Annotated in this window: 21 protein-coding genes; 6 read left to right on the forward strand and 15 right to left on the reverse strand. The window is 38.4% G+C overall.

Going from position 1 to position 25981, the window contains the following annotated elements; translation table 11 throughout:
* Position 1: 1 nt before the first annotated feature.
* The 7 genes from mnhG to PVV65_RS00100 all read right to left on the reverse strand — a co-directional run bounded on the left by mnhG (position 2) and on the right by PVV65_RS00100 (position 6783).
* Entirely contained in the window at positions 2 to 412 is a 411-nt protein-coding gene (gene mnhG, locus PVV65_RS00070) for a monovalent cation/H(+) antiporter subunit G (RefSeq protein WP_273753986.1), read from the reverse strand.
* Positions 409 to 690 carry a K+/H+ antiporter subunit F gene (locus PVV65_RS00075; protein ID WP_120121498.1) on the reverse strand — a complete coding sequence of 94 codons (282 nt, stop codon included), beginning with the start codon at positions 688 to 690 and terminating at the stop codon, positions 409 to 411. Before PVV65_RS00075 ends, mnhG begins: the two co-directional genes overlap by 4 nt.
* Positions 690 to 1172 (reverse strand): Na+/H+ antiporter subunit E, encoded by a 483-nt coding sequence (locus PVV65_RS00080; RefSeq protein ID WP_273753984.1) that lies wholly within the window; start codon positions 1170 to 1172, stop codon positions 690 to 692. The genes PVV65_RS00075 and PVV65_RS00080 overlap by 1 nt, the downstream gene beginning before the upstream one ends.
* Entirely contained in the window at positions 1169 to 2791 is a 1623-nt protein-coding gene (locus PVV65_RS00085; RefSeq protein WP_273788755.1) for a monovalent cation/H+ antiporter subunit D, read from the reverse strand. The genes PVV65_RS00080 and PVV65_RS00085 overlap by 4 nt, the downstream gene beginning before the upstream one ends.
* Entirely contained in the window at positions 2791 to 3132 is a 342-nt protein-coding gene (locus PVV65_RS00090; RefSeq protein WP_005774297.1) for a Na+/H+ antiporter subunit C, read from the reverse strand. Before PVV65_RS00090 ends, PVV65_RS00085 begins: the two co-directional genes overlap by 1 nt.
* Positions 3132 to 6053, reverse strand: a complete 2922-nt coding sequence (locus PVV65_RS00095) for a monovalent cation/H+ antiporter subunit A (protein ID WP_273788756.1) — start codon at positions 6051 to 6053, stop codon at positions 3132 to 3134. Before PVV65_RS00095 ends, PVV65_RS00090 begins: the two co-directional genes overlap by 1 nt.
* 232 nt (positions 6054 to 6285) lie before the next feature.
* Positions 6286 to 6783: a BA14K family protein gene (locus tag PVV65_RS00100; protein WP_273788757.1), complete on the reverse strand. Its 498-nt coding sequence runs from the start codon at positions 6781 to 6783 to the stop codon at positions 6286 to 6288.
* 167 nt (positions 6784 to 6950) lie between these two features.
* Between PVV65_RS00100 and PVV65_RS00105 the strand changes: the two genes are divergently transcribed.
* Both PVV65_RS00105 and PVV65_RS00110 read left to right on the forward strand, forming a co-directional pair.
* Entirely contained in the window at positions 6951 to 8048 is a 1098-nt protein-coding gene (locus PVV65_RS00105; protein WP_273788859.1) for a carboxynorspermidine decarboxylase, read from the forward strand.
* A 55-nt stretch (positions 8049 to 8103) separates the two neighbouring features.
* On the forward strand, positions 8104 to 9342 hold the full coding sequence (locus tag PVV65_RS00110) for a saccharopine dehydrogenase family protein (protein WP_273788758.1): 1239 nt from the start codon (positions 8104 to 8106) through the stop codon (positions 9340 to 9342).
* 1168 nt (positions 9343 to 10510) lie between these two features.
* On the opposite strand, the gene lpdA is transcribed toward PVV65_RS00110, so the two are convergent.
* From lpdA to PVV65_RS00150, 8 genes are all read right to left on the reverse strand, one after another.
* Positions 10511 to 11917 (reverse strand): dihydrolipoyl dehydrogenase, encoded by a 1407-nt coding sequence (gene lpdA, locus PVV65_RS00115; protein ID WP_273753979.1) that lies wholly within the window; start codon positions 11915 to 11917, stop codon positions 10511 to 10513.
* Between the two features lie 31 nt (positions 11918 to 11948).
* Complete coding sequence (gene odhB / locus PVV65_RS00120) at positions 11949 to 13160, reverse strand: 2-oxoglutarate dehydrogenase complex dihydrolipoyllysine-residue succinyltransferase (RefSeq protein WP_273788759.1); 1212 nt, start codon at positions 13158 to 13160, stop codon at positions 11949 to 11951.
* A gap of 32 nt (positions 13161 to 13192) precedes the next feature.
* A complete protein-coding gene (locus PVV65_RS00125; RefSeq protein WP_273788760.1) occupies positions 13193 to 16192 on the reverse strand; it encodes a 2-oxoglutarate dehydrogenase E1 component in 3000 nt (999 codons plus the stop codon).
* A 164-nt stretch (positions 16193 to 16356) separates the two neighbouring features.
* Positions 16357 to 17259 carry a succinate--CoA ligase subunit alpha gene (gene sucD, locus PVV65_RS00130; protein WP_273753976.1) on the reverse strand — a complete coding sequence of 301 codons (903 nt, stop codon included), beginning with the start codon at positions 17257 to 17259 and terminating at the stop codon, positions 16357 to 16359.
* Between the two features lie 3 nt (positions 17260 to 17262).
* Positions 17263 to 18459, reverse strand: a complete 1197-nt coding sequence (sucC, locus tag PVV65_RS00135) for an ADP-forming succinate--CoA ligase subunit beta (RefSeq protein WP_273788761.1) — start codon at positions 18457 to 18459, stop codon at positions 17263 to 17265.
* 89 nt (positions 18460 to 18548) lie between these two features.
* Positions 18549 to 19511, reverse strand: a complete 963-nt coding sequence (gene mdh / locus PVV65_RS00140; protein WP_273788762.1) for a malate dehydrogenase — start codon at positions 19509 to 19511, stop codon at positions 18549 to 18551.
* Positions 19512 to 19799: 288 nt separating this feature from the next.
* Entirely contained in the window at positions 19800 to 20999 is a 1200-nt protein-coding gene (zapE, locus tag PVV65_RS00145; RefSeq protein WP_273788763.1) for a cell division protein ZapE, read from the reverse strand.
* Between the two features lie 98 nt (positions 21000 to 21097).
* Entirely contained in the window at positions 21098 to 21631 is a 534-nt protein-coding gene (locus tag PVV65_RS00150; RefSeq protein WP_273788764.1) for an AprI/Inh family metalloprotease inhibitor, read from the reverse strand.
* Between the two features lie 221 nt (positions 21632 to 21852).
* On the opposite strand from PVV65_RS00150, the gene dapF reads away from it, so the two are divergent.
* Genes dapF through PVV65_RS00170 form a run of 4 tightly spaced genes read left to right on the forward strand, consistent with a single transcriptional unit; the run spans position 21853 to position 25935 of the window.
* A complete protein-coding gene (gene dapF / locus PVV65_RS00155) occupies positions 21853 to 22704 on the forward strand; it encodes a diaminopimelate epimerase (protein WP_273788765.1) in 852 nt (283 codons plus the stop codon).
* Positions 22704 to 23987 (forward strand): tRNA (N(6)-L-threonylcarbamoyladenosine(37)-C(2))-methylthiotransferase MtaB, encoded by a 1284-nt coding sequence (gene mtaB / locus PVV65_RS00160; RefSeq protein ID WP_273788766.1) that lies wholly within the window; start codon positions 22704 to 22706, stop codon positions 23985 to 23987. The genes dapF and mtaB overlap by 1 nt, the downstream gene beginning before the upstream one ends.
* Before the next feature lie 14 nt (positions 23988 to 24001).
* A complete protein-coding gene (gene ftsY, locus PVV65_RS00165) occupies positions 24002 to 25252 on the forward strand; it encodes a signal recognition particle-docking protein FtsY (RefSeq protein WP_273788767.1) in 1251 nt (416 codons plus the stop codon).
* Positions 25249 to 25935 carry a septation protein A gene (locus PVV65_RS00170; RefSeq protein ID WP_273788768.1) on the forward strand — a complete coding sequence of 229 codons (687 nt, stop codon included), beginning with the start codon at positions 25249 to 25251 and terminating at the stop codon, positions 25933 to 25935. The genes ftsY and PVV65_RS00170 overlap by 4 nt, the downstream gene beginning before the upstream one ends.
* The last annotated feature ends 46 nt before the right edge of the window (positions 25936 to 25981 follow it).

Below are 25981 nucleotides of genomic sequence, written 5' to 3' on the forward strand. Positions count from 1 at the left end.
CTTAAAAATCGCTCTGGCTCGTGTCACGTGACATTTCGTCGGAAACAGAGGTTTTTTTTTCCCTCTGACGTGATAAAAGAGCCAGCGGTTTTTCTAATTTATTTTCTGAATAGTGTCGGTAAGCCGCTGCTTGCGATATCAACATAGAAGCGGCCGGTATAGTTACAAGTAAAAAAATCATCAACAAAAATTCATGAAAAACAAAATGATGATCTACAAAAATTGAATAAAGAAACGACGCAACAAGAATACTACCAGCGCCCCAACTTGTACTGAGTGAAAGCATATGTAAACGCTTATAAAAACTGGGAAGACGCACCAATCCTATCGTTCCAATCAACGTAAGACCCGATCCTAAGATCAAAAAAACCGTAACAGCAACAGCAACAATAAGCGATACATCATCCTTCATTCAATAATCTCCCCTCGCATGAGGAATTTTGCCAACGCAATACTTGATACAGGGCCCAATAAGCCAACAATGAGAGCTGCCACAAAATAAATAGTTGTGCCTGAACGGATATCAAATGTCAAAAATAAAAGAATAGTGATTATATAAAGAGCATCCAACCCCACAATCCGATCTTGCGCTCGTGGACCACGAATCAGCCGAAACAGTGCGAGAATCATTGCCAAACTTAAAAAAAATTGCGAAAGATAAAGCCCCCAATAAAGGATCACCATACTCATTAAAAAATCTCCAAAAGTAATTGCTCATAGCGTTTTTTGATCAATTTTTGGTAATCAAATCCATTTTCAAAATTTAAGACATGAAGCAAAAGTTCACTATTCTTTCTATTATAGGCAATCCAAATAGTCCCTGGAGTTGCTGAAAGAATACATGCCAAAACAGCTAAAGCTGTGCGACTTTCAAGCGAAATAGGCACCACAATAAAACCAGACTGCTGTGTTCGAGATCTTTTGGTTAAAACGAAGTAAGCCACAACAATATTTGAAATAATAGAATCAATAAACACACGAAAAAACAGCTTAAAAACGGCACGCCAACTTTTAATCGTTATTTTTTCCGGCTCAAGAAGCCGCATCATCCAGCCCCCAAATAAAGCAATGATAACGCCTAAAAGCAGTTGACCAAAACTAAAGCCATTTAAGATCAGCCACATAAAAATAATTGCTAAGCTAGAAAAAGAGAAAAAATAACGGTATTTCACTGATAAATTCCCCTATTTTCAAGAGAAAAATCATCTAAAACGCTGCCAATATAATTTTGAGGTTCATGCAAAGTTTTAGCTGTTTCAAGCATATAACGACTAACAGGACCAGCGATAATTGTAATAAGAAAACACAAAGCAAGTAGAACGGCAATGGGGGCAAATTCAATCACTTGCACCCGTGGAATCCTTCCTTCAAGAGAGATCCAAAAAGTTCGAATGCCCGTTCGTGTCATCGCAATAAAAGCCGCAAAACCAGAGAGATTGATAAAAGTTATAAAAAGCCAATCGTAATAAACGGGTAGAGAGGGAGAAATATTTTCTTTACTATGGTTTAAGAGTGCCACAAACATCATAAATTTAGCAACAAAACCAGAAAAAGGAGGCAGACCAATAATCAAAAGTGCACAAAAACCAAAACAAGCTCCAAGAATTGCCAAAGTTACGGGTAAATAAGTCCCTACTTCATCTTCTTCCTCTTCTTCATCGTCCCCATAAACTTCCATTGTCACCGTCAAAACATTAGCTGCGACATCTTGACAGCGTTCAACCAATTCCACCAAAAGAAAAAAAGCGCCCAGTGCTAAAGTTGAGGAAACAATATAAAAGAGTGCTCCTGCGATCAGTGCTGTATTACCGATCCCGATTGCGCTCAACAATGTCCCAGAAGAGATCAAAATGCTATAAGCTGCCAAACGTACCAAGATTTGGCTTGCCAACACCCCAATAAAACCAAAAGCCATAGTGGCAAGCCCACCATAAAACAAAACCGTCTGACCAAAATGGTTAAAATGTCCACTTTCTGGTCCAAACCATAACAATGTTAAGCGTAAAATAATATAAATACCGACTTTGCTTAAAAGTGCAAAAGAAGCCCCAACAGGTGCTACTGCTGCACTATAAGTTGGCATCAACCAAAAATTCAATGGCCACACCCCTGCTTTAATTAAGAAAGCAATTCCCAAAAGAGCAGCCCCTATTTCAAATAAAGTCATATCGCTAGAAGCTATATATTGCATTTTTACAGCCAAATCAGCCATATTGAGGGTACCTACGATTCCATAAATAAGTGCCGCACCAATGAGAAAAAACAACGAAGCAACCAGATTAATCACGACATAATGCAACCCAGCACGCACACGTAGCGGACCAGAACCATGCAACGCAAGCCCATAAGAGGCTGTTAACATCACTTCAAAAAATACAAATAAATTAAATAAATCACCTGTTAAAAAAGCGCCGTTTATTCCAACCATGAAAAATTGCATCAATGACTGAAAATGAGGACCCGCTTTATACCAATGAGCCCGGGCAAAAACCAACGAAGCACTGATCAACAAGCTAGAAAGCAAAAGCATCATAGCACTTAAGCGATCAAGCACCAAAACAATACCAAAAGGAGAAGGCCAACTACCAAGCCGATAAACATCCACAGCTGGTGCAACTTCAAGAGCACGCATCACCAGTAAAACAGCAATAACAACCAACAATGCGGCAGAAAAAATACTTATAAGTGATTTCAGTTTTGAACGACGTTCATCATAGAAAAGAAGAAGGGCTCCAGTACTTAACGGCAAAAGAATTGGCATGATAAGAAGGTGATGCACACAAGCTTCCATCACTGTACCTCACGTCCATCAACGTGATCTGAACCTGTTAAACCGCGTGAAACCAATAAGATAACCAAAAAGAGGGCTGTCGTTGCAAAACCGATCACAATTGAAGTTAAAACCAAAGCCTGTGGAAGAGGATCAACATAATTCGCCGGATTGATAGCCATCGTAGGATCAACAATTGGCGCTGCATTACTGCGTGGTCTACTCATTGCAAAGATGAAAAGATTAACACCATAGGATATCAAGGATAAACCAAGAATGACTTGAAAAGTTCGGGGGCGCAAAATGAGCCAAATTCCAGATCCAACAAGAACGCCAATGGCCAAAGAAAGAATAATTTCCATTAATTTTCCTTCTCTTTTAAAGTAGGTTTTTTACCGATTCGGTAACTACGAATGGATTGATGTGCAAGGGCAATTAAAATGAGAATTGTTGCTCCCAACACAAGAGAAAACACACCAAAATCAAACAAAAAAGCAGATGCTATAGGAATCTTTCCAATCAATGGCATATGAATATATTGGAAAAATGATGTTAAAAAAGGGTACCCAACAAACAAAGCCCCTGCTCCCGTGACAACCGATAGCAATAAGCCAAAGCCCATCCAGCGTAAAGGCAAAACTCTTAAATGATTTTCTACCCAACGAATATCCCGCGCAAGATACTGCAAAATAAAGCCTATCGCTAAAGTTACCCCTCCTACAAATCCCCCTCCAGGAAGATCATGTCCTCGCACAAATAGATAAAAAGAAAAAGCAATAATAACGGAAAAGAGCCACCCCATAATAACAGAAGGAATAGCGAGATAGTTTAAGATTGTATCCCCCACGTTTCGATCCGGTTGTGCTTTATCAAAAGCTTCCTGAACACGTTGTTGAAACGGCGGCTCAATACTTTCAGGAGCAGGACGGAATCGACGCAAAAGAGCAAAGACAGTTAAAGAAACACCCCCCAAAACCACAACCTCTCCCATCGTATCAAAACCACGAAAATCCACTAACAATACATTCACAACATTGCGACCACCTGCACCAGAATAAGCATTTTTCAGAAAAAAATTAGAAACCGTTGTCCCTTGAGGACGTGTCATCATCGCAAAAGAGAGCCATGCAACACCAGCACCTCCTATAATTGCTAAGATGAAATCACGGGCGCGACGTAAACGTACCCAAAAATGAACAGATGTTGGAGAAGAATTATACACACGCTTAGGCAACCAACGCAAACCAAGCAATAATAAAACAACTGTCACCACTTCAACAACCAATTGCGTTATAGCCAAATCGGGCGCAGAAAGCCATAAAAAGGTTGCACATGTCATTAACCCTGCTCCCCCCAAAAGCATGAGAGATGCAAGACGATGAAACTTTGCTTGCCAAGCGACTAAAAGCGCGCACAATCCACCGACCAGCCAAATAACAAGAAAAGGAATATCAAGTGGAAAAAGCGGCAGCCCTCCTAGTGCAATTAAACCATCATGCCAAAGCAAAAGACCAACAAAAATAAAACATACAGTAAAAATCCAGTGCAACTGGATTTGTAAACGACGTGTTGACAAAAGAGCTTCCACCGCACGTGCCCATTTCCAAGAAATAATCACAAGAATGCGTTCAAAAATACGCGGTCCTTTCAAATGACGAAAAAAGGGAGCACCATCATCACAAGATAAAAAATAACGCCGCCCAACAACATAGAGCAAGCCTCCCCCTAATAAAGCCACCAAGCTCATCATTAATGGTGTATTAAACCCATGCCAAACAGCCAAGCTATAAGAGATCGTCATCGGTCCTAAAACAGATACAACAGCATTATCTAAAATAGGCCCGATTGTAAAATTAGGAAAAATACCAACAGCCAAACAAATAAACACCAAAAGTTCCATGGGTAAACGCATAAAATGCGGTGGTTCATGCGGTATTTTAGGTAATTCGTCCGATTTTGGTCCCCAAAAGACTCCATGAATAAAACGTATAGAATAGGTCACGCTAAATAGGCTAGCAAGTGTTGCTACATAGGGAGAAATCCAGTCAAGCCATGATTCCATGTGCGTTTCAACAGCTTCAGCAAAAAACATTTCTTTTGATAAAAAACCATTGAGCAAAGGAACACCAGCCATTGCCGCACTTGCTACTAAAGCAAGTGTTGCTGTAATCGGCATAGAGCGATAAAGACCTGTTAACTTGCGCATATCACGTGTTCCCGTTTCGTGATCAATAATGCCGGCAGCCATAAATAGAGACGCTTTAAAAGTAGCATGATTGGCCATATGAAAGATTGCTGCAACACACGCAAGGGGACTCCCAAGACTTAAAAGCGTGGTAATCAATCCAAGATGACTAATCGTTGAGTAAGCAAGCAGTCCCTTTAAATCTTGCTGAAACATAGAAAAATAGGCGCCAAGCAACAATGTTGAAAGTCCTGAAAAGCCAACCATCCAAAACCAAGTTTCTGTCCCAGAAAGCACAGGCCATAAACGAACTAACAAAAACAACCCTGCTTTTACCATCGTTGCCGAATGCAAATAAGCCGATACGGGTGTTGGAGCTGCCATCGCATTAGGCAACCAAAAATGAAAAGGAAACTGTGCGCTTTTTGTTAATCCACCCAATAAAATACAAATAAGGGCAGGGATATAAAGCGAACTTGATCGGATTACATCTCCAGACTGTAAAATTTTATCCAGATCAAAACTACCAACAATATACCCAATCAATAAAACCCCAATAAAAAGGGCAAAACCACCAAAACCTGTAATCGTTAAAGCCATACGCGCCCCTTCACGCGCACTGGCATTATGATACCAATAACCAATCAACAAAAAAGAAAAAATACTGGTAAGTTCCCAAAAAACAACCAAAAAGATGAGGTTACCTGATAAAACAATCCCTGTCATTGAGCCCATAAAGGCTAGAAAAAAAGAAAAAAACCGTGGTACAGAATCCGCAGGATCCATATAATAACGGGCATAAACAACGACAAGCAACCCAATTCCTGTAATGAGCAAGCAAAAAAGCCACGATAAACCATCCATTCGGAGGATCAAATCACCCCCCCATTCTGGAAGCCAAGGAATATTTAAACGGATAACGTGATTGCCGCGAATTGCTGGATAAAGCATGATTGTAAAAAGAAGGCTAAAAAGAGCAATGCCCCCAGCAAACCACGCTTCATTATTTTTTGCTGTCGAACGAAAAAAACCAATAACAGCACTTCCACAAAAGGGAAGCAAAATGAGCAATATCAACATTGCTTCCCGTACCGTCATTCTTTAAGCTCCATCCTGTCTTTAATATTTTGTCATTGACAAAACAAAAGTTTATATTTCTCCCCCATTCTACACTTAACGATAATAAGATTTAATAAAACTTAAAAGTATTTAAATTTTTCAAAAAAACAATGCTCGCACAGAAACGCTGCACACCAAACAAGCTTTCTTTTTTATTGTAAGAACAATAACACTCACGACAAGAAGCAATTAAAATTTTATTTAATTATTTCTATCCTTTAAAAAAACGCGATAAACACTGTTTACGCGGACCATGAAAAGGCTGAAAACTATTATCATTTTTATTATAAGAGCGATAACGGGAACGACAAGATTCAATATGCTGTTTCAGCATCCATGGCTCTTTTTTTTCTAATCTTTCCGAAGAAGACGTTAAAAAGATTCTTTTAGCATCTGATACAACTTTTAATGATGCGCCTTTTGTGCTTAAGTGCGGTGATGTCACAAAAGCCGCTTCAGGATACCACCAGTTATCTTTATACTTAACATAACCACGCCGATAATGATGATAACCCTTAAAACCATTAAGTTCTCTACGCCCCGTAAAAATCAAAGGCTCCGAACTCTCTTGGACAGAGATCTGAGAAACCAGTTCGGCTTTAGCATCACCCCTATTTTGCCCCAAATGAACAAGAGCAGTTGTTATAATGAAAAGAATGCTCATAAATAAAAAAGCTAAAGCATAATATAATTTTTTTTTCATACGCATAACGCAAAACTCAAACTAATAAATGACAGCCGTTACAGAAAATCTTTCTATTGCTAGACAGAAACAGATTCTTTTCTTAAGATTCTTTTTTCTTAAGACATTCTGTTACTCTTTGTACTAAACGCTGATCTCAAGAATAAGATCCTTTAAAAAAGAATGAATAAATGATGATAAAAACCCCATACTATCTTATAGACAAATCGAAACTCATCAAAAATATGCAAATAATTTCTCGTTTACGAGAAATGTCCGGAGCAAAAGTTTTGCTTGCTTTGAAATGTTTTGCCACATGGAGTGTTTTTGATGTCATGTCTGAATTTATGGATGGAACCACCTCATCATCTCTTTATGAACTGCGTTTAGGAAGAGAAAAATTTGGCAAAGAAACCCATGCCTATTCGGTTGCTTGGGCTAATCACGAAATTGATGAAGCCTGTGGTTATGCAGATAAAATTATCTTCAACTCAATCCAGCAACTTCAACGCTTTTCTGATGCAACAAAAACCATTCAACGAGGTCTAAGATTAAATCCAGGAATAAGCGCATCCAATTTTGATCTTGCTAATCCCTCCCGCTCTTTTAGTCGCTTAGGAGAAACAAATCAAAGTGCTATTAAAGAAGTTCTACCTCTCATCAACGGCTTGATGATCCATAACAATTGTGAAAATGCTAACTTTAATCTTTTTAACCAAATGCTTGGGGTTATGGAAGAAAAATTTTCAGAACTTTTTTCTGCCGTAGATTGGATAAGCCTTGGTGGTGGAATTCATTTTACAGCTGAAAATTATCCTCTAGAAACTTTCGCAAAACGCTTAAAACAGTTTTCAGAAACCTATGGTGTCACTATTTTTCTAGAACCAGGAGAAGCTGCTATAACAAAAAGTACCACTCTAGAAGTCAGTGTTCTTGATACATTGTATAATGAAAAGAATCTTGCCATCGTTGATAGCTCAATCGAAGCACATATGCTTGATCTTCTCATTTACCGCGAAAATGCGAAATTAGAACCAAATCAAGGTCCGTACGAAATTATGGTCTGCGGCAAATCTTGCCTTGCCGGTGATATTTTTGGAACATTTCAATTTTCAAAACCTCTGAAAATAGGGGATAGACTGTCTTTTCAGGATACAGCAGGTTATACAATGGTCAAGAAAAACTGGTTTAATGGCGTTGCAATGCCTGCCATTGTCATAAAAGAATTTGATGGTACACTAACGCTTCAACGTCAATTTAACTATCATGATTATCAGATAAGTCTTTCATGAAAGAATAACCGTAAAAAACGTCATACAACAGTATTAAAAAGGAGATGAACCTACAATGAAAAAAAACGTTCTCATTATTGGTGCTGGAGGTGTTGCACAAGTTGTTGCGCACAAATGTGCTCAAAACAATGACATTTTTGGTGAAATTCATATTGCTTCACGAACACTCAAAAAATGTGAAGCCATTATTGCTTCTATTAAAGAAAAAAATTCTATGAAAGAACAAGGTGTTCTCAAAAGCCATTTGCTTAATGCCATGAATGTAGAAGAAACTGTAAAGCTCATCCAAAAAAGCAAATGTGAAATTGTCATTAATGTTGGTTCAGCTTTTCTTAATATGTCTGTTCTTTCAGCTTGTATCGAAACCAAATGTGCTTATATCGATACTGCCATTCATGAAGATCCTCTTAAAATTTGTGAAACACCACCTTGGTATGGCAATTATGAATGGCCTCGGCGTCAAGAATGTGAACAAGCGGGTATCACGGCTATTTTAGGCGCTGGTTTTGATCCAGGTGTTGTAAATTCTTATGCAGCGTTAGCAAATGAATGTTATTTTGATAAGATCACTGATATCGATATCATTGACATTAATGCTGGAAGTCATGGACGTTGGTTTGCCACGAATTTTGATCCAGAAATTAACTTTCGTGAATTTACAGGACAAGTATGGTCATGGCAAAATAAAAAATGGATTTCCAATAAAATGTTTGAAATCAGCCATGAATGGGATCTTCCTGTTGTTGGAAAACAAAAAGCCTATATGACAGGACATGATGAAATTCATTCACTTTCCAAAAATCTTGATGTCCAAAATGTCCGCTTCTGGATGGGTTTTAGTGATCGTTACATCACTGTTTTTACCGTTTTGAAAAATCTTGGTCTCTTATCCGAACAGCCTGTTACAACAGCAGAAGGTCAAGAAGTCATTCCTTTAAAAGTTGTAAAAGCTGTCTTACCCGATCCTTCTTCTCTCGCCCCTGAATACACAGGAAAAACCTGTATTGGGGATCTTATCAAAGGTGAAAAAGATGGAAAACCAAAAGAAATTTTTATCTATAACATAGCCGATCACAAACAAGCTTTTTATGAAACCGGAGCACAGGGCATTTCCTATACAGCTGGTGTACCAGCAGCTGTAACAGCCCTTCTCATTGCCACAGGCGAATGGGATGTTAAAACGATGGTCAATGTAGAAGAATTACCTCCCCACCCTTTCCTAAAATATCTTGATCATATGGGGCTTCCCACCTTTATAAGAGAACAAGAAGAGAATAAAAAATTACAATTTTAAATTTATCCCTATAGAAAACATAATATTCTTATGAAGATTATATTTTTTCAAAAGTTTTAGCTATGGGTCATGTTTTGGCAATATTAGGATTTCTTAAAAATTTGAAAGAAAGATCCAGATCATCTTTTTTAAGACAGAGCAAGCAACGAGTAAAAAGGACTAAGAGGCAAAAACTAACTTAATCATATTGTATGGCCTACTATTGTCATAAAAAAAGATATAAAATACCACCTTTAAAGGTGGTATTTTTCAAAATATTTAGCACCCTCTTGATCTTAAAAAAACAAATCCTTAACCCACACTAATCATTAAACAATCAGATTTCTTTAAGAAAACGCCACTTTCCTTCACGCTTCATATGTCTCGCATAATCTATAACTCATTAATTTATAAAAATAAAATATCGTTTCTCTAAACAATGGTTTATAAATAATCCAACTTCTTATCGAATACCTTCCACTTAGCTTTCCACTGCATGAACTCTATAAGCAAACTTTTCTCTTAATATAAATTGTAAGTATAATTTATTTATTTCACACGTTGAATGAGAGCTCCTAATACCGTAGGATTCTCTTATGGCAAGTCTATTTATATAAAACCATTTTTTCCACATATCACAAGCGGCGAGAGTCCTTATAAATAAAAGAAGCAGCAAGAAAAAATACCTCTTATAAATGCTCTCAAATAGACGAAAATTGTATAACATTGAAGACCCATAAATATAACTTGGCGCCAACTTATGCCTTTTATGAAGCATAAAGATAGTGGTATATAATGCGTTTTATATACTTCACGAAGAGCTTTACAGTTACACCCTTCACGAGCACACTATCGCGAAATAGATTTGAGAGCTTTGAGAGATGTTTCCTTAAAACAAAGAACGCAAATAGACTGAGAATCCTATCCTGAAATTTATAACAGGATAAAAATACCTCATATGTAAAATTTGATATAGACTAAATATAACTGCTTTAAACAAGTGTGCACAACAGAATAAACGATCAAAACGACACAATTGAAATCTAAAACAACAATTACTGAAAAGCACACAACGAATTAAGGAGAACACCTCGTACGATTGTTTTTATTCTCTCTCAAAATTTGTTGTATGCTTCACAAATATTTACTGTCCTTTTTGGCCTTTTAAAATGTAGGTTTTAAAAGCTTTTTAAATATGAAGCGGTTTAGCAAATGTTGCCAAAGCTGCTTCACGAACTGCTTCTGATAAGGTAGGGTGAGCATGACAACAGCGTCCTAGATCCTCTGATGAACCACCAAATTCCATTAAAACTGTAATTTCGTGAATCATTTCACCGGCACCAAACCCAAGAATATGCCCCCCCAAAACCCGATCTGTTTTCTTATCAGCAAGGATTTTAACAAACCCATCACTCTTTTGCATTGCACGTGCACGACCATTGGCCATAAAAGGAAATTTACCAACATTATATTCAATACCGGCTGCTTGTAGTTCTTCTTCTGTCTTTCCTACACTCGCAATTTCCGGCTGTGTATAAACAACACTAGGAATAACATCAAAATTAACATGCCCTTTTTGACCTGCCAAAATTTCTGCCACAGCAACGCCTTCTTCCTCTGCTTTATGCGCTAACATTGGTCCTTTTACGACATCACCAATCGCATAAATTCCAGGAACATTTGTCTGCCAATGGGTATCAATTGCAACAAATCCGCGTTCATCTAACTGAATACCAACTTCACTCAATCCAAGCCCCTCCGTATACGGAGAACGCCCAGTCGCAATAAGCACAACATCAGCCTCTAAAGTTTCAGATTCACCACCTTTAACAGATTCAAAGCTCACCTGAGCCGCTGAGCCAGATTGTGTAATGGCTGTTACCTTTGCACCCGTTTTATATTCAATCCCCTGCTTTTCCATTAACTTTTGAAATTGACGTGAAACTTCACCATCCATTGATCCCAAAACCTTATTCAGATACTCAATAATGGTCACCTTAGCCCCTAAACGGCTCCAAACTGAACCAAGTTCTGAACCAATGACACCAGCACCCACGACAATCATACGCGATGGTACTTTTTCAAGAGAAAGGGCTCCGGTAGAAGAAACAATAGTCTTTTCATCAATTTCAACATTCACTCCTGGAATGCCTGAACTCTCTGAACCTGTAGCAATGATAATATTTTTTGTTTCAATTGTTTGTTTATGACCATCTCTAGCAACAACTTCCACATGACCCGCACTCAAAATTTTGGCTGTTCCAAAAAAAGTATCAACTTTATTTTTTTTCATCAAAAAAGACACGCCACTTGTATTGGCTGTCACTACAGCTTTCTTATGAAGCATCATTTGTTCAAGATTAAGCTTAGATTTGCCAATAGAAACCCCAAGCGTTTCAAAACCATGCTGGGTTTCAGCAAACACTTCTGAAGCATGCAACAATGCTTTAGAAGGTATACAACCAACATTGAGACATGTTCCCCCTAATGTTGTACGCTTTTCAATAATCGCTACTTTAAGCCCTAGTTGTGCCGCCTTTATTGCCGCTACATAACCACCTGGACCCGCTCCGATCACAGCCACATCATAAGACATCCGTTTCTCCTTTCATCCTGAAAACTGTATTTTACAAGTCAAGAACAAGGCGTTCCGGATCTTCTAGGCTTTCCTTAACACGCACAAGGAAAGTTACAGCTTCTTGCCCATCCACAATACGGTGATCATAAGAAAGCGCTAAATACATCATGGGGCGGATCACAACTTGGCCCTCGATAACCATTGCTCGCTCTTTAATTGCATGCATTCCCAAAATACCAGATTGTGGTGCATTCAAAATCGGTGTTGACATCAACGATCCATACACACCACCATTGGTAATGGTAAAAGTTCCGCCTTGCATATCAGAAACGGCTAATTTCCCATCACGCGCAAGACGTCCCAAACGGCCAATCTCTTTTTCAATCTCTGCCAATGACATTTGATCTGCATCACGCACCACTGGAACGACAAGACCTTTATCCGTTCCAACAGCAATTCCAACGTTGACATAGTTTTTGTAAACAATGTCTGTTCCATCAATTTCGGCATTAACAGCGGGAAGTTCTTTTAATGCATGACAAACAGCTTTGGTAAAAAATCCCATAAAACCAAGTTTAACACCATGCTTCTTTTCAAAAAGATCCTTATAACGCTTGCGCAAATCCATTACCGCAGACATATCAACCTCATTAAATGTGGTTAACATTGCTGCTACATTTTGCGCATCTTTAAGACGACGAGCAATTGTTTGACGCAATTTAGTCATACGAACCCGCTCTTCACGCGTTTCTGGAACAGAAACCATTGAAGAACCTGTTGCAGAGGAAGAAGGAGTAGGCGTTTTTGTTCTTTGTTCTAATCCACCAAGAACATCCTCTTTAAGAATTTGTCCACGTTTTCCAGAACCTGAAATATCACTTTTTGCTACATTATTTTCAGACATCAATTTTGCTGCTGAGGGTGAAGGAGGCATAGTACTACTCGAAGCAAGCTTCTCCGTTTCAGATGAAGTCGCTGGCACAGGTGTCGCAGAAGCTGAAAATGATTGGGAAGCACCGGCTTGGCCAGCTTCCACCATTCCTAAAAGAGCTTTCACTTCAACCGTATCGCCTTCTTTTGCGATGATTTCAGATAATTTTCCAGCAACAGGAGAAGGAACTTCAACAGTTACCTTATCAGTTTCTAATTCAACCAAAGGCTCATCTATAGCGACAGCTTCGCCCAGTTTTTTAAACCATTTGCCAACCGTTGCTTCGGTAACCGATTCGCCCAAAGTAGGAACACGGATTTCAGTAGTCATAATATTTTTCCATACATCAGAGTAGTAACAAATTAAGAACCTAACGCGTCTTTAAGAAACGCAGCCAGTTGTTCAAGGTGTTTCACCATTAACCCAGAGGCCGGTGATGCACTCGCCGGACGTCCTGCATAACGAGCACGTGAATATTGCGCATTAATATGCGTCAAAACCCATTCCAAATAAGGCTCAATAAATGACCAAGCCCCCATGTTTTTTGGCTCTTCTTGGCACCAAAAAACTTCTGCCTGCAAAAAGCGTGATAACACACTCACCAAAACCTTTGCAGGGAAAGGATATAACTGTTCAATACGAAGAAGATAAACATCATCAATACCCTTTTTTTCACGTTCTTCATAAAGGTCGTAATAAACCTTACCCGTACAAAGAACGACACGGCGAATTTTATTATCTTTTTGCAACTTCACGACAGAATCTTTGAGACATTCTGCATCATCAAGCAATACACGAGAGAAACTCGCTTCTGGTCCCATTTCATTGAGAAGAGAAACAGCTCGCTTATGACGCAAAAGTGATTTAGGTGTCATTAAAATCAATGGCTTACGGAAATCACGCTTAATTTGTCGACGCAAAATATGAAAATAATTTGCAGGTGTTGTACAATTAGCAACCTGCATATTATCTTCCGCACAAAGCTGAAGAAACCGCTCCAAACGTGCAGAAGAATGCTCCGGCCCTTGTCCTTCAAAACCATGAGGCAATAAGCACACAAGACCAGACATACGAAGCCATTTACGTTCTGCAGATGAAATAAATTGATCAAAAATGACCTGTGCACCATTAGAGAAGTCACCAAATTGTGCTTCCCAAAGGATTAATCCTCGTGGTTCAGCAAGAGAATATCCATATTCAAAACCAAGAACAGCTTCTTCAGAAAGCATAGAATTAACAACTTCATAAAGTGCTTGCCCCTTTTGTAAATGATTCAAAGGAATATAACGCGCTTCATTTTCTTGGTCATAAAGAACTGAATGACGTTGTGAAAAAGTTCCCCGTTCAACATCTTCACCCGAAAGACGAACCGGTGCTCCTTCTAAACAAAGTGAGCCAAAAGCGAGAGCCTCAGCGGTGGCCCAGTCAACGCCCTCACCGGTTTCGAAAATTTTAGCACGATTGTTTAAAAAACGCTGTATCGTTTTATGAACATGAAAATTCTCTGGAATTTCGACAAGTTTCTGACCAATTTTCTTTAAAGTCTTTAATTCAACACCCGTTTCTTTAGAATGTTGCTCTTCAGCATTACTAAAAGCTTTGAGCCCCGTCCAACTTCCATCAAGCCAATCAGCCTTATTGGGCTTATAAGAAGCACTTGCTTCAAGCTCGCCTTCAAGTTTATCGCGCCATAACTTTTTTTGTTGCTCAATCTCTTCTGAAGAAACCAATCCTTCTGCGATCAATTGATCACTATAAAGCTGAAGAGTTGTTTTATGATTACGAATTGCTTTATACATAAGTGGCTGCGTAAAGGAAGGTTCATCACCTTCATTATGTCCATAACGGCGATAACAAAACATATCAATGACCACCGGTTTATGGAAAATTTGACGAAACTCCATTGCTATTTTTGCAACAAAAACAACAGCTTCAGGATCATCACCATTCACATGGAAAATGGGAGCATCAATCATTTTTGCAACATCAGATGGATAAGGCGAAGAACGTGAAAAACGTGGCGCTGTTGTAAAACCAATCTGATTATTAATAATAACATGAAGTGAACCTGCAACACGATAACCTTTGAGACCTGAAAGACCAAAGGTTTCTTGGATAACGCCTTGACCTGCAAAAGCAGCATCACCGTGAATAAGCAATGGCAACACTTTTGAACGCTCACTCAATGGGAGTGAATCAGTGTGTGTGGGTCCGACAAGTTGATCTTGTTTAGCACGTGCTTTTCCCATAACAACCGGATCAACAATCTCAAGATGAGAGGGGTTAGCCAAAAGTGATAAATGCACTTTATTACCATCAAAGTCCAAATCAGCCGTCGTTCCTAAATGATATTTAACATCACCTGATCCCTCTACATCATCAGGCTTATAAGATCCCCCTTTGAACTCATGAAAAATAGCTCTATGCGGTTTAGCCAAAACCTGTGAAAGAACATTTAAACGACCACGATGAGCCATTCCTAAGATAACTTCCTGCACCCCTAAAGCACTACCGCATTTAATAATCTGTTCAAGAGCAGGAATCAGTGCTTCACCACCATCAAGTCCAAAACGTTTTGTTCCTTTATATTTAGTGTCTAAAAACTGTTCGAATCCCTCTGCTTCAATAAGCTTATTCAGAATAGCTTTCTTGTCTTGCTGGGTGAAAGCAATTTTTTTATCTCGCCCTTCAATACGCTCTTGAAGCCATGCTTTCTGGATTGGATCAGAAACATGCATATATTCCACACCGATTGTTGAACAATAGGTACGATTGAGAATTTCAAGCATTTGCGGAATAGTTGCATATTCCAACCCTAAAACATTATCAATAAAAATGGGACGTTCATAATCAGCAGGAGTAAAACCATAAGCTTCCGGAGAAAGCTCTTTATAATCTTCCAGCTTTTCGGCCAATCGAAGAGGATCAAGCTTTGCCCGAAGATGCCCCCGTGCTCGAAATGCCCGAATCATCATAATGGCATGAACAGAATCACGCGTTGCACGAATAATATCTTGTTCACTGGAAGTTTTTCCCTTTTGAGCACTCCCCGTTGCTGCTTTTTCTTTTAATTTGTCACCAAGATATTTTTCAAGAGAAGACCAATCACCATCAAGAGCAGAAACCAATTCACCATCTGGCTTTAATGGCCAATGATCACGCTGCCACGTTGCTCCTTCAGCATTTTTGAGAACATCTTCTTTGTTATCATGGAGACCTTCAAAAAAAGCACGCCACTGCGAATCAACACTGGTAGGATCTTTTTCATACTGAGCATAAAGTTGATCTATATAATCCGCATTCCCACCATAAAGAAATGACGTTTGCGCAAAAAGACTATTTATCTCGTCCTGCCTTGCCATATATCTCTCCGGAACATATATTCCGTCTCCTTATATCTTTCTTCGACCCTTAAATGCTTACAAAACAGATGAGGGGTCGAACATTCAAAAAAGTTTTGCTTTTTATACTCAAGCTTTTTCACCTGAATTTAAGAAAATATTCCTAATTCAGGTGAAGTTTTCTTTTAGCCTTTCAAAACTGACATCAAAGTCTTACCTATCTGTGATGGTGAAGGAGACACACGAATCCCTGCTGATTCCATTGCTGCAATTTTATCTTCTGCCCCACCTTTACCACCAGAAATAACAGCACCAGCATGCCCCATTGTACGTCCTGGAGGAGCCGTACGACCAGCAATAAAACCAACAACTGGCTTTTTACGACCTTTTCTTGCTTCATCTTGCAAAAACTGTGCTGCTTCTTCTTCAGCAGATCCTCCAATTTCACCAATCATAACAATAGACTGGGTTTCATCATCTGCTAAAAACATTTCCAACACATCAACAAATTCAGTTCCCTTAACAGGATCACCCCCAATCCCTATAGCGGTTGTTTGTCCAAGACCTTCCTGACTCGTTTGAAAAACAGCCTCATAAGTTAAAGTTCCAGACCTTGAAACAACACCAACAGAACCTTTTCTAAAAATAGAACCAGGCATAATACCAATTTTACATTCGTTTGGAGTGAGAATACCAGGACAATTAGGACCAATAAGACGAGATTTTGAATTTTCTAATCGCGCCTTTACCTTGACCATATCCATAACGGGAATGCCTTCCGTAATACAGATAATTAAACGAACTTCAGCCTCAATTGCTTCTATAATAGCTGCCGCAGCCCCTGAAGGAGGAACATAAATAACGGAAGCATCAGCACCTGTTTTTTCTTTTGCTTCTGAAACACTAGCAAAGATAGGAAGAGTTTCACCTTTTGACCCCCCCCATGTCTCACCCCCCTTTTTAGGATTAACACCACCAACCATTTGCGTGCCATGATAAGCAAGAGCCTGTTCTGTATGAAATGTTCCTGTTTTTCCTGTAAGCCCTTGAACGAGAATTTTCGTCTCTTTATTCACAAGAATCGACATAACTTAAGCTCCCTTCACGGCTACAACAATTTTTTTAGCAGCATCATCTAAATCATCAGCGGGAATAACATTCAAACCACTGTCCTTGATAATTGCTTTACCCTGCTCAACATTCGTTCCTTCAAGACGAACAACTAAGGGAACCTTTAAACCAACTTCACGCACAGCAGCAACCACACCTTCAGCAATAACATCACAACGCATAATACCACCAAAAATGTTAACCAAAATGCCTTTAACATTTGGATCAGCTGTAATAATTTTAAAAGCAGCTGTCACCTTTTCTTTTGATGCGCCACCACCAACATCCAAAAAATTTGCCGGTTCAGCTCCATAAAGCTTAATGATATCCATGGTTGCCATCGCAAGCCCCGCACCATTGACCATACAACCAATTGTGCCTTCAAGAGCAACATAAGCAAGATCATGCTTTGAGGCTTCGATTTCTTTTGGATCTTCTTCTGAAAGATCGCGTAGTTCTAAAATATCTGGATGACGAAACAACGCATTATTATCAAAAGAAACTTTTGCATCCAGAATGCGCAAGTGACCATCTTTCATCACAATAAGTGGATTAATTTCTAAAAGACTCATATCTTTTTCACAAAATGCCTTATAGAGAATTGGAAAAAGCTTTTCACCATCTTCTCGTGCACACCCTTGCAATCCCAATGCATCACAAAGTCTTCCACAATCAGCTGAGGTAACACCCTCGACCACCTCAATGGGCAGAGTGAAGATTTTTTCTGGTGTCTCTTCAGCAACCGTTTCAATATCCATTCCACCTTCTGTTGAAACAACAAAAGCGATCCGACCAACACTCCGATCAACCAAAAGAGAAAGATAAAGCTCGCGTTCAATATCGGCACCATCTTCAATATAAAGACGATTGACTTGTTTACCTTCTGGACCAGTTTGTTTGGTTACTAAAGTTTTGCCCAACATTTCTTGAACATTTGCAACGACTTCTTCAACAGATTGTGCAAGCCGAACACCCCCCTTTGCATCAAGACCAAGTTCTTTAAACTTACCCTTACCACGACCACCAGCGTGTATCTGACTTTTAACTACATAGAGAGGTCCAGGCAGTTTCTTTGCCCATTTTTCAGCTTGTTCTACAGAATAAATAGCAACACCATTTGCAATGGGTGCTCCATATTCATGAAGAAGACGTTTGGCCTGATACTCATGGATATTCATGCATTTATCCTTTTCTTTTATAGATTATTATTAATCCTAAAATTCTAATATTATCAATACTTTATTTTAATGAAAGAAAATTTGTTTTTTTACTTGAGACTAGGCACAAGAGCAATACAAGCTTCACAAAGCTTTTTAACCGCATTTACGGAATAATCAAAAGCCTCTCTTTCCTCTTTATCAAGCTCAATTTCAATAACCCTTTCAACACCACCTGCACCAAGTACAACGGGAACACCAACATAGGTATCATTAACTCCATATTCCCCTGAAAGATAGGCTGCAACAGGCACAACACGCTTAGAGTCTTTCAAATAGGCTTCAGCCATGGAAACAGCAGAAGCAGCTGGAGCATAATAAGCAGAACCTGTTTTTAACAAACTAATAACTTCTGCACCACCATCACGGGTACGTTGAATAATTTGATCTATCTTTTCCTGTGTTGTCCAACCCATTTTAACAAGATCAGGCAAAGAAATACCACCAACTGTGGAATAACGCACCAAAGGTACCATTGAATCACCATGTCCACCTAAAACAAACGCTGTTACATCTTTAACAGAGACTTTAAATTCTTCAGATAAAAAATAACGAAAACGCGCTGAATCCAGAATACCAGCCATACCAACTACTTTATGGACGGGAAGACCTGAAAATTTCTGTAATGCCCATACCATTGCGTCAAGGGGATTAGTAATACAAATAACAAAAGCTGAAGGCGCATATTTTTTAATCCCAGCACCAACTTGTTCCATGACTTTTAAATTAATACCTAAAAGATCGTCACGGCTCATACCAGGTTTGCGTGCAACCCCTGCTGTTACAATAACAACATCAGATCCTTCAATTGCTTCATAAGCATTTGCACCTTTTAAATTGATATCAAAACCATCAACGGGAGAAGATTCAGCAATATCAAGAGCTTTGCCCTGTGGTGTACCTTCTGCAATATCAAATAAGACCACATCACCAAGCTTTTTAAACGCGATAATATGTGCTAAAGTACCCCCGATCATACCTGAACCAATGAGAGCTATCTTTTTTCGTGTCATTTTATTTTTTCCTAACTTTTAGATAATTCAGCGCACACTCATCAGCGCTCATATACTGAAAATTTTTGACTTAAACCACATTTAAACAATATCATAAAAAGCAGTAAAGAAATGAATTTTACAAATTTCTCTTCTTACAGAAACAACAACCCTCCGCAGAAACAACTATTAGAAAATTATCATGATGTATCGATAAAGTGAATTTAAAAAAAATACAACAGAATTATTACATTTCTTTAATTTCAAAGAGTTATTGTTTTTACAGTTTACGTAAAGGTAAAAGTATAATCAAAGCTTCTTCTTCAAAAGAAAATGTTCTTTCCAAAGCTTCAAATAATCGTAACTTTGCATTTCAAAAAGACGTGACTGTGTTCTTTGAAATTCAAATGTTTCCGCAGTCTGAGCATAGCCCTTATACAAATCCTCCACCCTTGCTGCTGCCGACATAAATAATCGGATGTGACGTTCATAAAGAATATCAATAAGCAAAATAAACCGTTTTGCTTCATTGCGACATGTGTCATCCATAATCGGTACATTATCGATAAAAATCGTATGATATTGCTCCCCTAACACCAAATACTCAGATGCAGCCAAAGGCTTTACACACAAGTCTCGATAATCAAAGCGTGCACAACCCGCAGCAAAACGTGGAATAGGAATAAGGCGCCCTCTTATAGAAAGCTCATCAGATCTTTCTTTATCTCCTTGCAACACAAGTGCCCATGCTTGGTTCATACATTCATCTGCTTTTTTCCCTAATGGCGTTACATACACAGGCTGTAGATTCGATTTTTCAAGACGATAATCTGTTTTTGCGTCAAGATTAACAACACGAACATATGTTTTCAAAACTTCAATAAAAGGCAAAAAAAGTTCACGATTTAAACCGTTATAATAGAGGTTATTCGGCGCCACATTTGAAGTCGCAATAAAGAAAATTTTTTTATCAAACAAAGCAGAAACAAGCCGCCCCAACACCATAGCATCAGCAATATCTGTTACACTAAATTCATCAAAACAAAGTACCTTTGCTTCTTGTGAAAGATCTTCAGCAACAGCTAAAATAGGATTATCTTGTTTAGACTTTGCACGCCCAGGTGCTTGACGATAAAAATTAATACGTTCATGCACATCAGCCATAAAATCATTAAAATGAGCGCGTTTTTTATTACTCTTAGGCAAACAAGAAAAAAACAAATCCATCAGCATGGTTTTGCCTCGTCCTACTTCACCATAAATATATAAACCCTGAAAAGAGCTACTTTCATCATCTTGTTTTGTAACACGAGCAATATTTTGTCTTTTCCTTTTAAATATTTTTTTTAAAAAAGACCAAAACATACAAGACCAAGAACGAGAAGTATTTTGTTCCAAAATTTTTTTTAATAAATGATCAAAGTACTCTGTTACAGCCAATTGAGCTGGATCAAAACTAACTTTTCCTTTAGAAACCAGCTCCTTATAGCGCGTTGAAACGAGAATCATCCAAACAACCTTTTTCCAACCGTTTTCAATAAAGAATATAAATTCTTTTCACGAATCTGCTCATATAGCTTATTTTTTTATAAACGGTCAAAAATGATCTAACGGCTTAAAACAACGGGATGATCATCAAGTGTACGTCCCTCAAAATGATCAACATTTGAAGAATAAAGAGAAACGATAACACGTCCAGAACTATTATAAAAATATAATCTTTTTCCTTTAACAGCCCACGACCTCACCTGGGAAATGATTCCTGAGCAGTGTAAAGGACCAGCTCTGTATCCTTGTCCAAACTTTGTTTGTGGCGTTGCAATCCGACAAACTTTACCCCCCATAGAAAGATTCCATACCCCAGCAATACTTGCAGGAAACAAATCAGTAGCATTACTTGGTAATTCGAGACTAGCCATTCGTCCATCGCTCTGAGAATCTCCTTTCTCATACATCGAAGCATTTGCAGCTTCAGATTCCAACGAAGAAGCAGATACTTCCAAGGTTGTCATTGGTTGAGATGGATAAAAAACTTCTAATGCGTTACTATTATCATTACTGTCAAACCGCGTTGTTGAACATCCCCCTAAAAGCATTACAGTTGACATTGCAACGAAAAACGAAATTTTTGAAAACGACATATCTGTACTCTCTCCCATGACAATAAATAAACTCACAAAAAATTAAGTGAATATTTTTATAATTACAAAGATAAATTAACAAATTAAAAAAACAGGATTAAAATTCCTTATTTTAAACGAAATAATTTATGTACCTGGGTTTATATTTATTAACACTAGAAATTTATAAGATTTTTAGTCATATATCCTTTGATAAGTAATCTTTGGAATAGAGAAGTTTCATGAAAACGCCATTTAGCAAAATGGATGGTCTTGGAAATCAAATTATTGTTGCCGATATGCGCGAAAACACACAGGCTCTTACACCACAAGCAATTCTTGCTTTATCAGCAGATCCTGAAATGCATTTTGATCAAATCATGACTATCCACACACCAACCCAAAACGAAGCCGACTTCCGCATCGAAATATGGAATGCAGATGGTTCAAAGGCTAAAGCTTGTGGCAATGGTACCCGCTGCGTCATTGCATGGCTTAAAAATCACAATTTTGGTGAAAATTTTCGTTTAGAAACCCCCGCTGGAGTAATCGAAGGAAAATACCAAACAGACAATCTCATTTCTGTTGATATGGGATGCCCAAATTTCAATGCAAAAGAGATGCCTGTTTCACGTGAAATAGTTGATACCAATCATGTAGAAATTACAGCTGGTCCCCTAAAAGATGCTTGTCTTGTCTCTATTGGCAATCTCCACGCTATCTTTTTTGTTGAAAGTGATCTTCAACATATTCCATTAGAAAAATACGGACCAATACTTGAACATGATTCCCTTTTTTCAGAACGGTGCAATATTTCCATTGCTTGCATAATGTCAAAGAAAAGTCTAAATTTACGTACATGGGAGCGAGGAGCAGGCCTAACACAAGCATGTGGGAGTGCTGCGTGCGCCAGTGCAGTGGCCGCTTATCGACGTGGTCTGACACAGCGCCATGTTGATGTAAACTTACCAAGGGGAACACTTAATATTTTTTACCGAGAAGATAATCACATTATTATGACAGGGCCCATAAAATATCAATTTAGTGGTTTTTTAAACCCTTTAACGGGGTGTTACAAAAAGGATCACTTTTGATGACGATAGAAATTGTAACTTTCGGTTGTCGACTCAATAGCTACGAATCGGAAATTATCCGCAAAGAAAGTGCTTCTTCAGGTTTAGAGCAGCTCAAAGATGGTGCTATTATTTTTAATACCTGTGCTGTCACAGCTGAAGCTGTGCGACAAGCAAAACAAGCTATCCGCAAAGCGAGAAGGAAAAATCCTCATGCCCGCATTATTGTCACAGGATGTGCAGCTCAAACAGAAGGACAAAATTTTGCCTCTATGACAGAAGTCGATCTCGTTTTAGGGAACGAAGATAAACTTCACGCCCATTCTTATCGTCAACTTCCTGATTTTGGCATAAACCATTCCGAAAAGGTGCGTATCAATGACATCATGGAAGTGCAAAAAATTGCTCCCCATATGGTCAGTGCAATGCAAGAACGCACCCGCGCTTTTGTACAGGTACAAAATGGATGCAATCATCGCTGTACATTTTGCATTATCCCTTATGGACGCGGACCATCACGTTCAGTCCCTATGGGGGCTGTCATTGAACAAATTAAAAAGCTGACAGGCGAGGGGATTCAAGAAGTGGTCCTTACAGGTGTTGACCTTACAAGTTATGGTCACGATCTTCCTGGAAAAGCAACTCTAGGAAAATTAACATCAGCCATTTTACATCATATCCCCGATTTGGCCCGATTACGCCTCTCATCAATTGACTCCATTGAAGCAGACGAAGAACTTATCAATCTTTTAGCCTATGAGAAAAGGATCATGCCCCATTTGCATTTATCCTTGCAAGCAGGCGATAATATGATTTTAAAACGGATGAAACGTCGTCATTTGCGTGAACATGCTATTCAATTTTGTCAAGAATTGCGTTCCAAACGTCCTACAATGGTTTATGGTGCCGACTTAATAGCTGGTTTTCCTACGGAAACAGAAGAGATGTTTCAAAATAGTCTTGCTTTAATCAAAGATTGTAATTTAACCCACCTTCATGTTTTCCCCTTTAGTCCAAGAGAAGGAACACCTGCCGCACGAATGCCACAAGTCAACCGTAGAATAGTTAAGGTGCGCGCTGAAAAATTGCGTAAAGCAGGTGAAGAAGCTTATCAAAAACATCTTGCTCGCTTACAAAATAGCCAGCAAACAATTCTCGTTGAAAAAGATGAAATTGGACGAACTGAAGATTATACTCTGACACAAATTAAAAATGCAAAAGCAGGAACAATTGTTCAAGCTCTTATCATTGACCATGATAGCAATAAATTGATTGCTGTCCTTCCAAAATTAAATGCTGCTTGAACAGGAAAACTCTTATGACTAAATCCTTCATAAAAAAAATATTTTCTTTTAAAAAATCTGAAGAGCAGGAAATAGAACAAATTTCCACTCCTGATAAAAGCAATATAATAGAAAAAAATGAAAGGACAAAAAATAGTCAAACCTCTATAGAGGTAGAAAAAGAAGAAAAATCAGAAAATCAAAAATCAACACCAATAAAACGCGATGCCCCCCCCTCATCTTTAGAACTCCATAAAGCTCCTCTTTCTGGTAAAATTCCCTCTTATGGCAAAGTTATTGTCACAAATACTATTCATGAAAAAAAGAGCGAAAAAACTTTACCTGCATCCTCTGTTGAACAAAAAAAGACAGCGTGGTTTGGACGCCTTAAAAAAGGTTTAGCCCTTTCTTCACAACGCCTAAGCGGATCAATTAGCGACCTCTTTGTTAAAAGAAAACTTGATGAAGAGACATTGCAAGAGCTCGAAGATATTCTCATTCAAGCTGACCTTGGTGTAGAAACGGCAACACGTATCACAAATACTTTAGCTTTCAGTCGCTATGAAAAAGATCTCTCCCCAGATGATATTCATATGATTGTTGCTGATGAAATCAAAAAAGTCTTAGAACCTGTAGCAATACCATTAGAGCTTGATCTCAGTCATAAGCCTCATGTTATTTTGCTGGTCGGTGTAAATGGTACTGGAAAAACGACAACTATTGGAAAACTTGCAGCCAAATTAACGGAGGGAGGACTAAAAGTTATGCTTGCTGCTGGTGATACTTTCCGAGCAGCAGCGATTGAACAATTACATATTTGGGGTAAACGTACAGGTTCTCCTGTTATTTCCACCAAACTAGGAGCAGATGCGGCTAGTTTAGCTTTTGATGCTTTTGAGAAAGCAAAAACAGCAAACAGTGATGTATTAATTATTGATACAGCAGGACGTTTACAAAATAAAACTGAATTGATGGATGAGTTGGCAAAAATTATTCGTGTTTTAAGAAAACACTCCCCCCAAGCGCCGCATACAATCCTTCAAACGCTTGATGCAACCACCGGGCAAAATGCACTCAGCCAAGTAGGTATTTTCTGCGATATTGCCGGTGTAAATGGTTTAGTCATGACAAAACTAGATGGGACTGCACGCGGGGGAATTCTTGTCGCGATCGCAGCAAAATATAAATTACCCATTTATTTTATCGGTGTAGGAGAGAATATTGAAGACCTTCAACCTTTTTCTGCTTCTGACTTTGCCGAAACTATTGTAGGAAAACATGTATGAAACAACCTTTAACGAACCCTAATTCACACAATAATTCTGAGAAAAATATGAACGACAATAAAAAAACGCATCTCACACCAACATTTAAATTTCTCTTAGAAATGGGACCATTGGTCGCCTTCTTTTTTGCCAATTATAAGGGAGAATGGTTAATAAAAAACATTGAACTTTTTCAAAATTTTAGCAAACCCATTTTCCCAGCAACAGCTATTTTTATGGTAGCTATTATTATTTCTCTAAGCTTATCATGGATCCTTGCAAGACAAATTCCTATTATGCCTCTTATTTCGGGGATATTTGTTCTCGTTTTTGGCTTTTTAACGCTCTGGCTTCATAATGAAACTTTCATAAAAATGAAGCCAACAATCATTAATAGTTTATTTGCTGTTATTCTTTTTGGTGGGATGTTTTTTAAAAAACCACTGTTGCGTTATGCGCTTGATTCTACTTTAACACTTGATGATTTAGGATGGCAAAAACTAACCTATCGTTGGGCATTTTTTTTCGTTTTTCTTGCTCTTTTGAATGAAATAATTTGGCGCAATTTTAGCGATAATTTTTGGACGAGTTTTAAGGTATTTGGTGTGATGCCTATAACAGTTATTTTCATGCTTACCCAAATGCCTCTTATCTTAAAACATTCACAGGGACTTTTTACAGAAAAGGACAAATCTGATTCTTAAACAAAATGCATCCATCATTATAAATCACATTTTAGATTTATCACTT

It is taken from the genome of Bartonella sp. ML70XJBT (assembly GCF_028618425.1).
Classification (GTDB): domain Bacteria; phylum Pseudomonadota; class Alphaproteobacteria; order Rhizobiales; family Rhizobiaceae; genus Bartonella.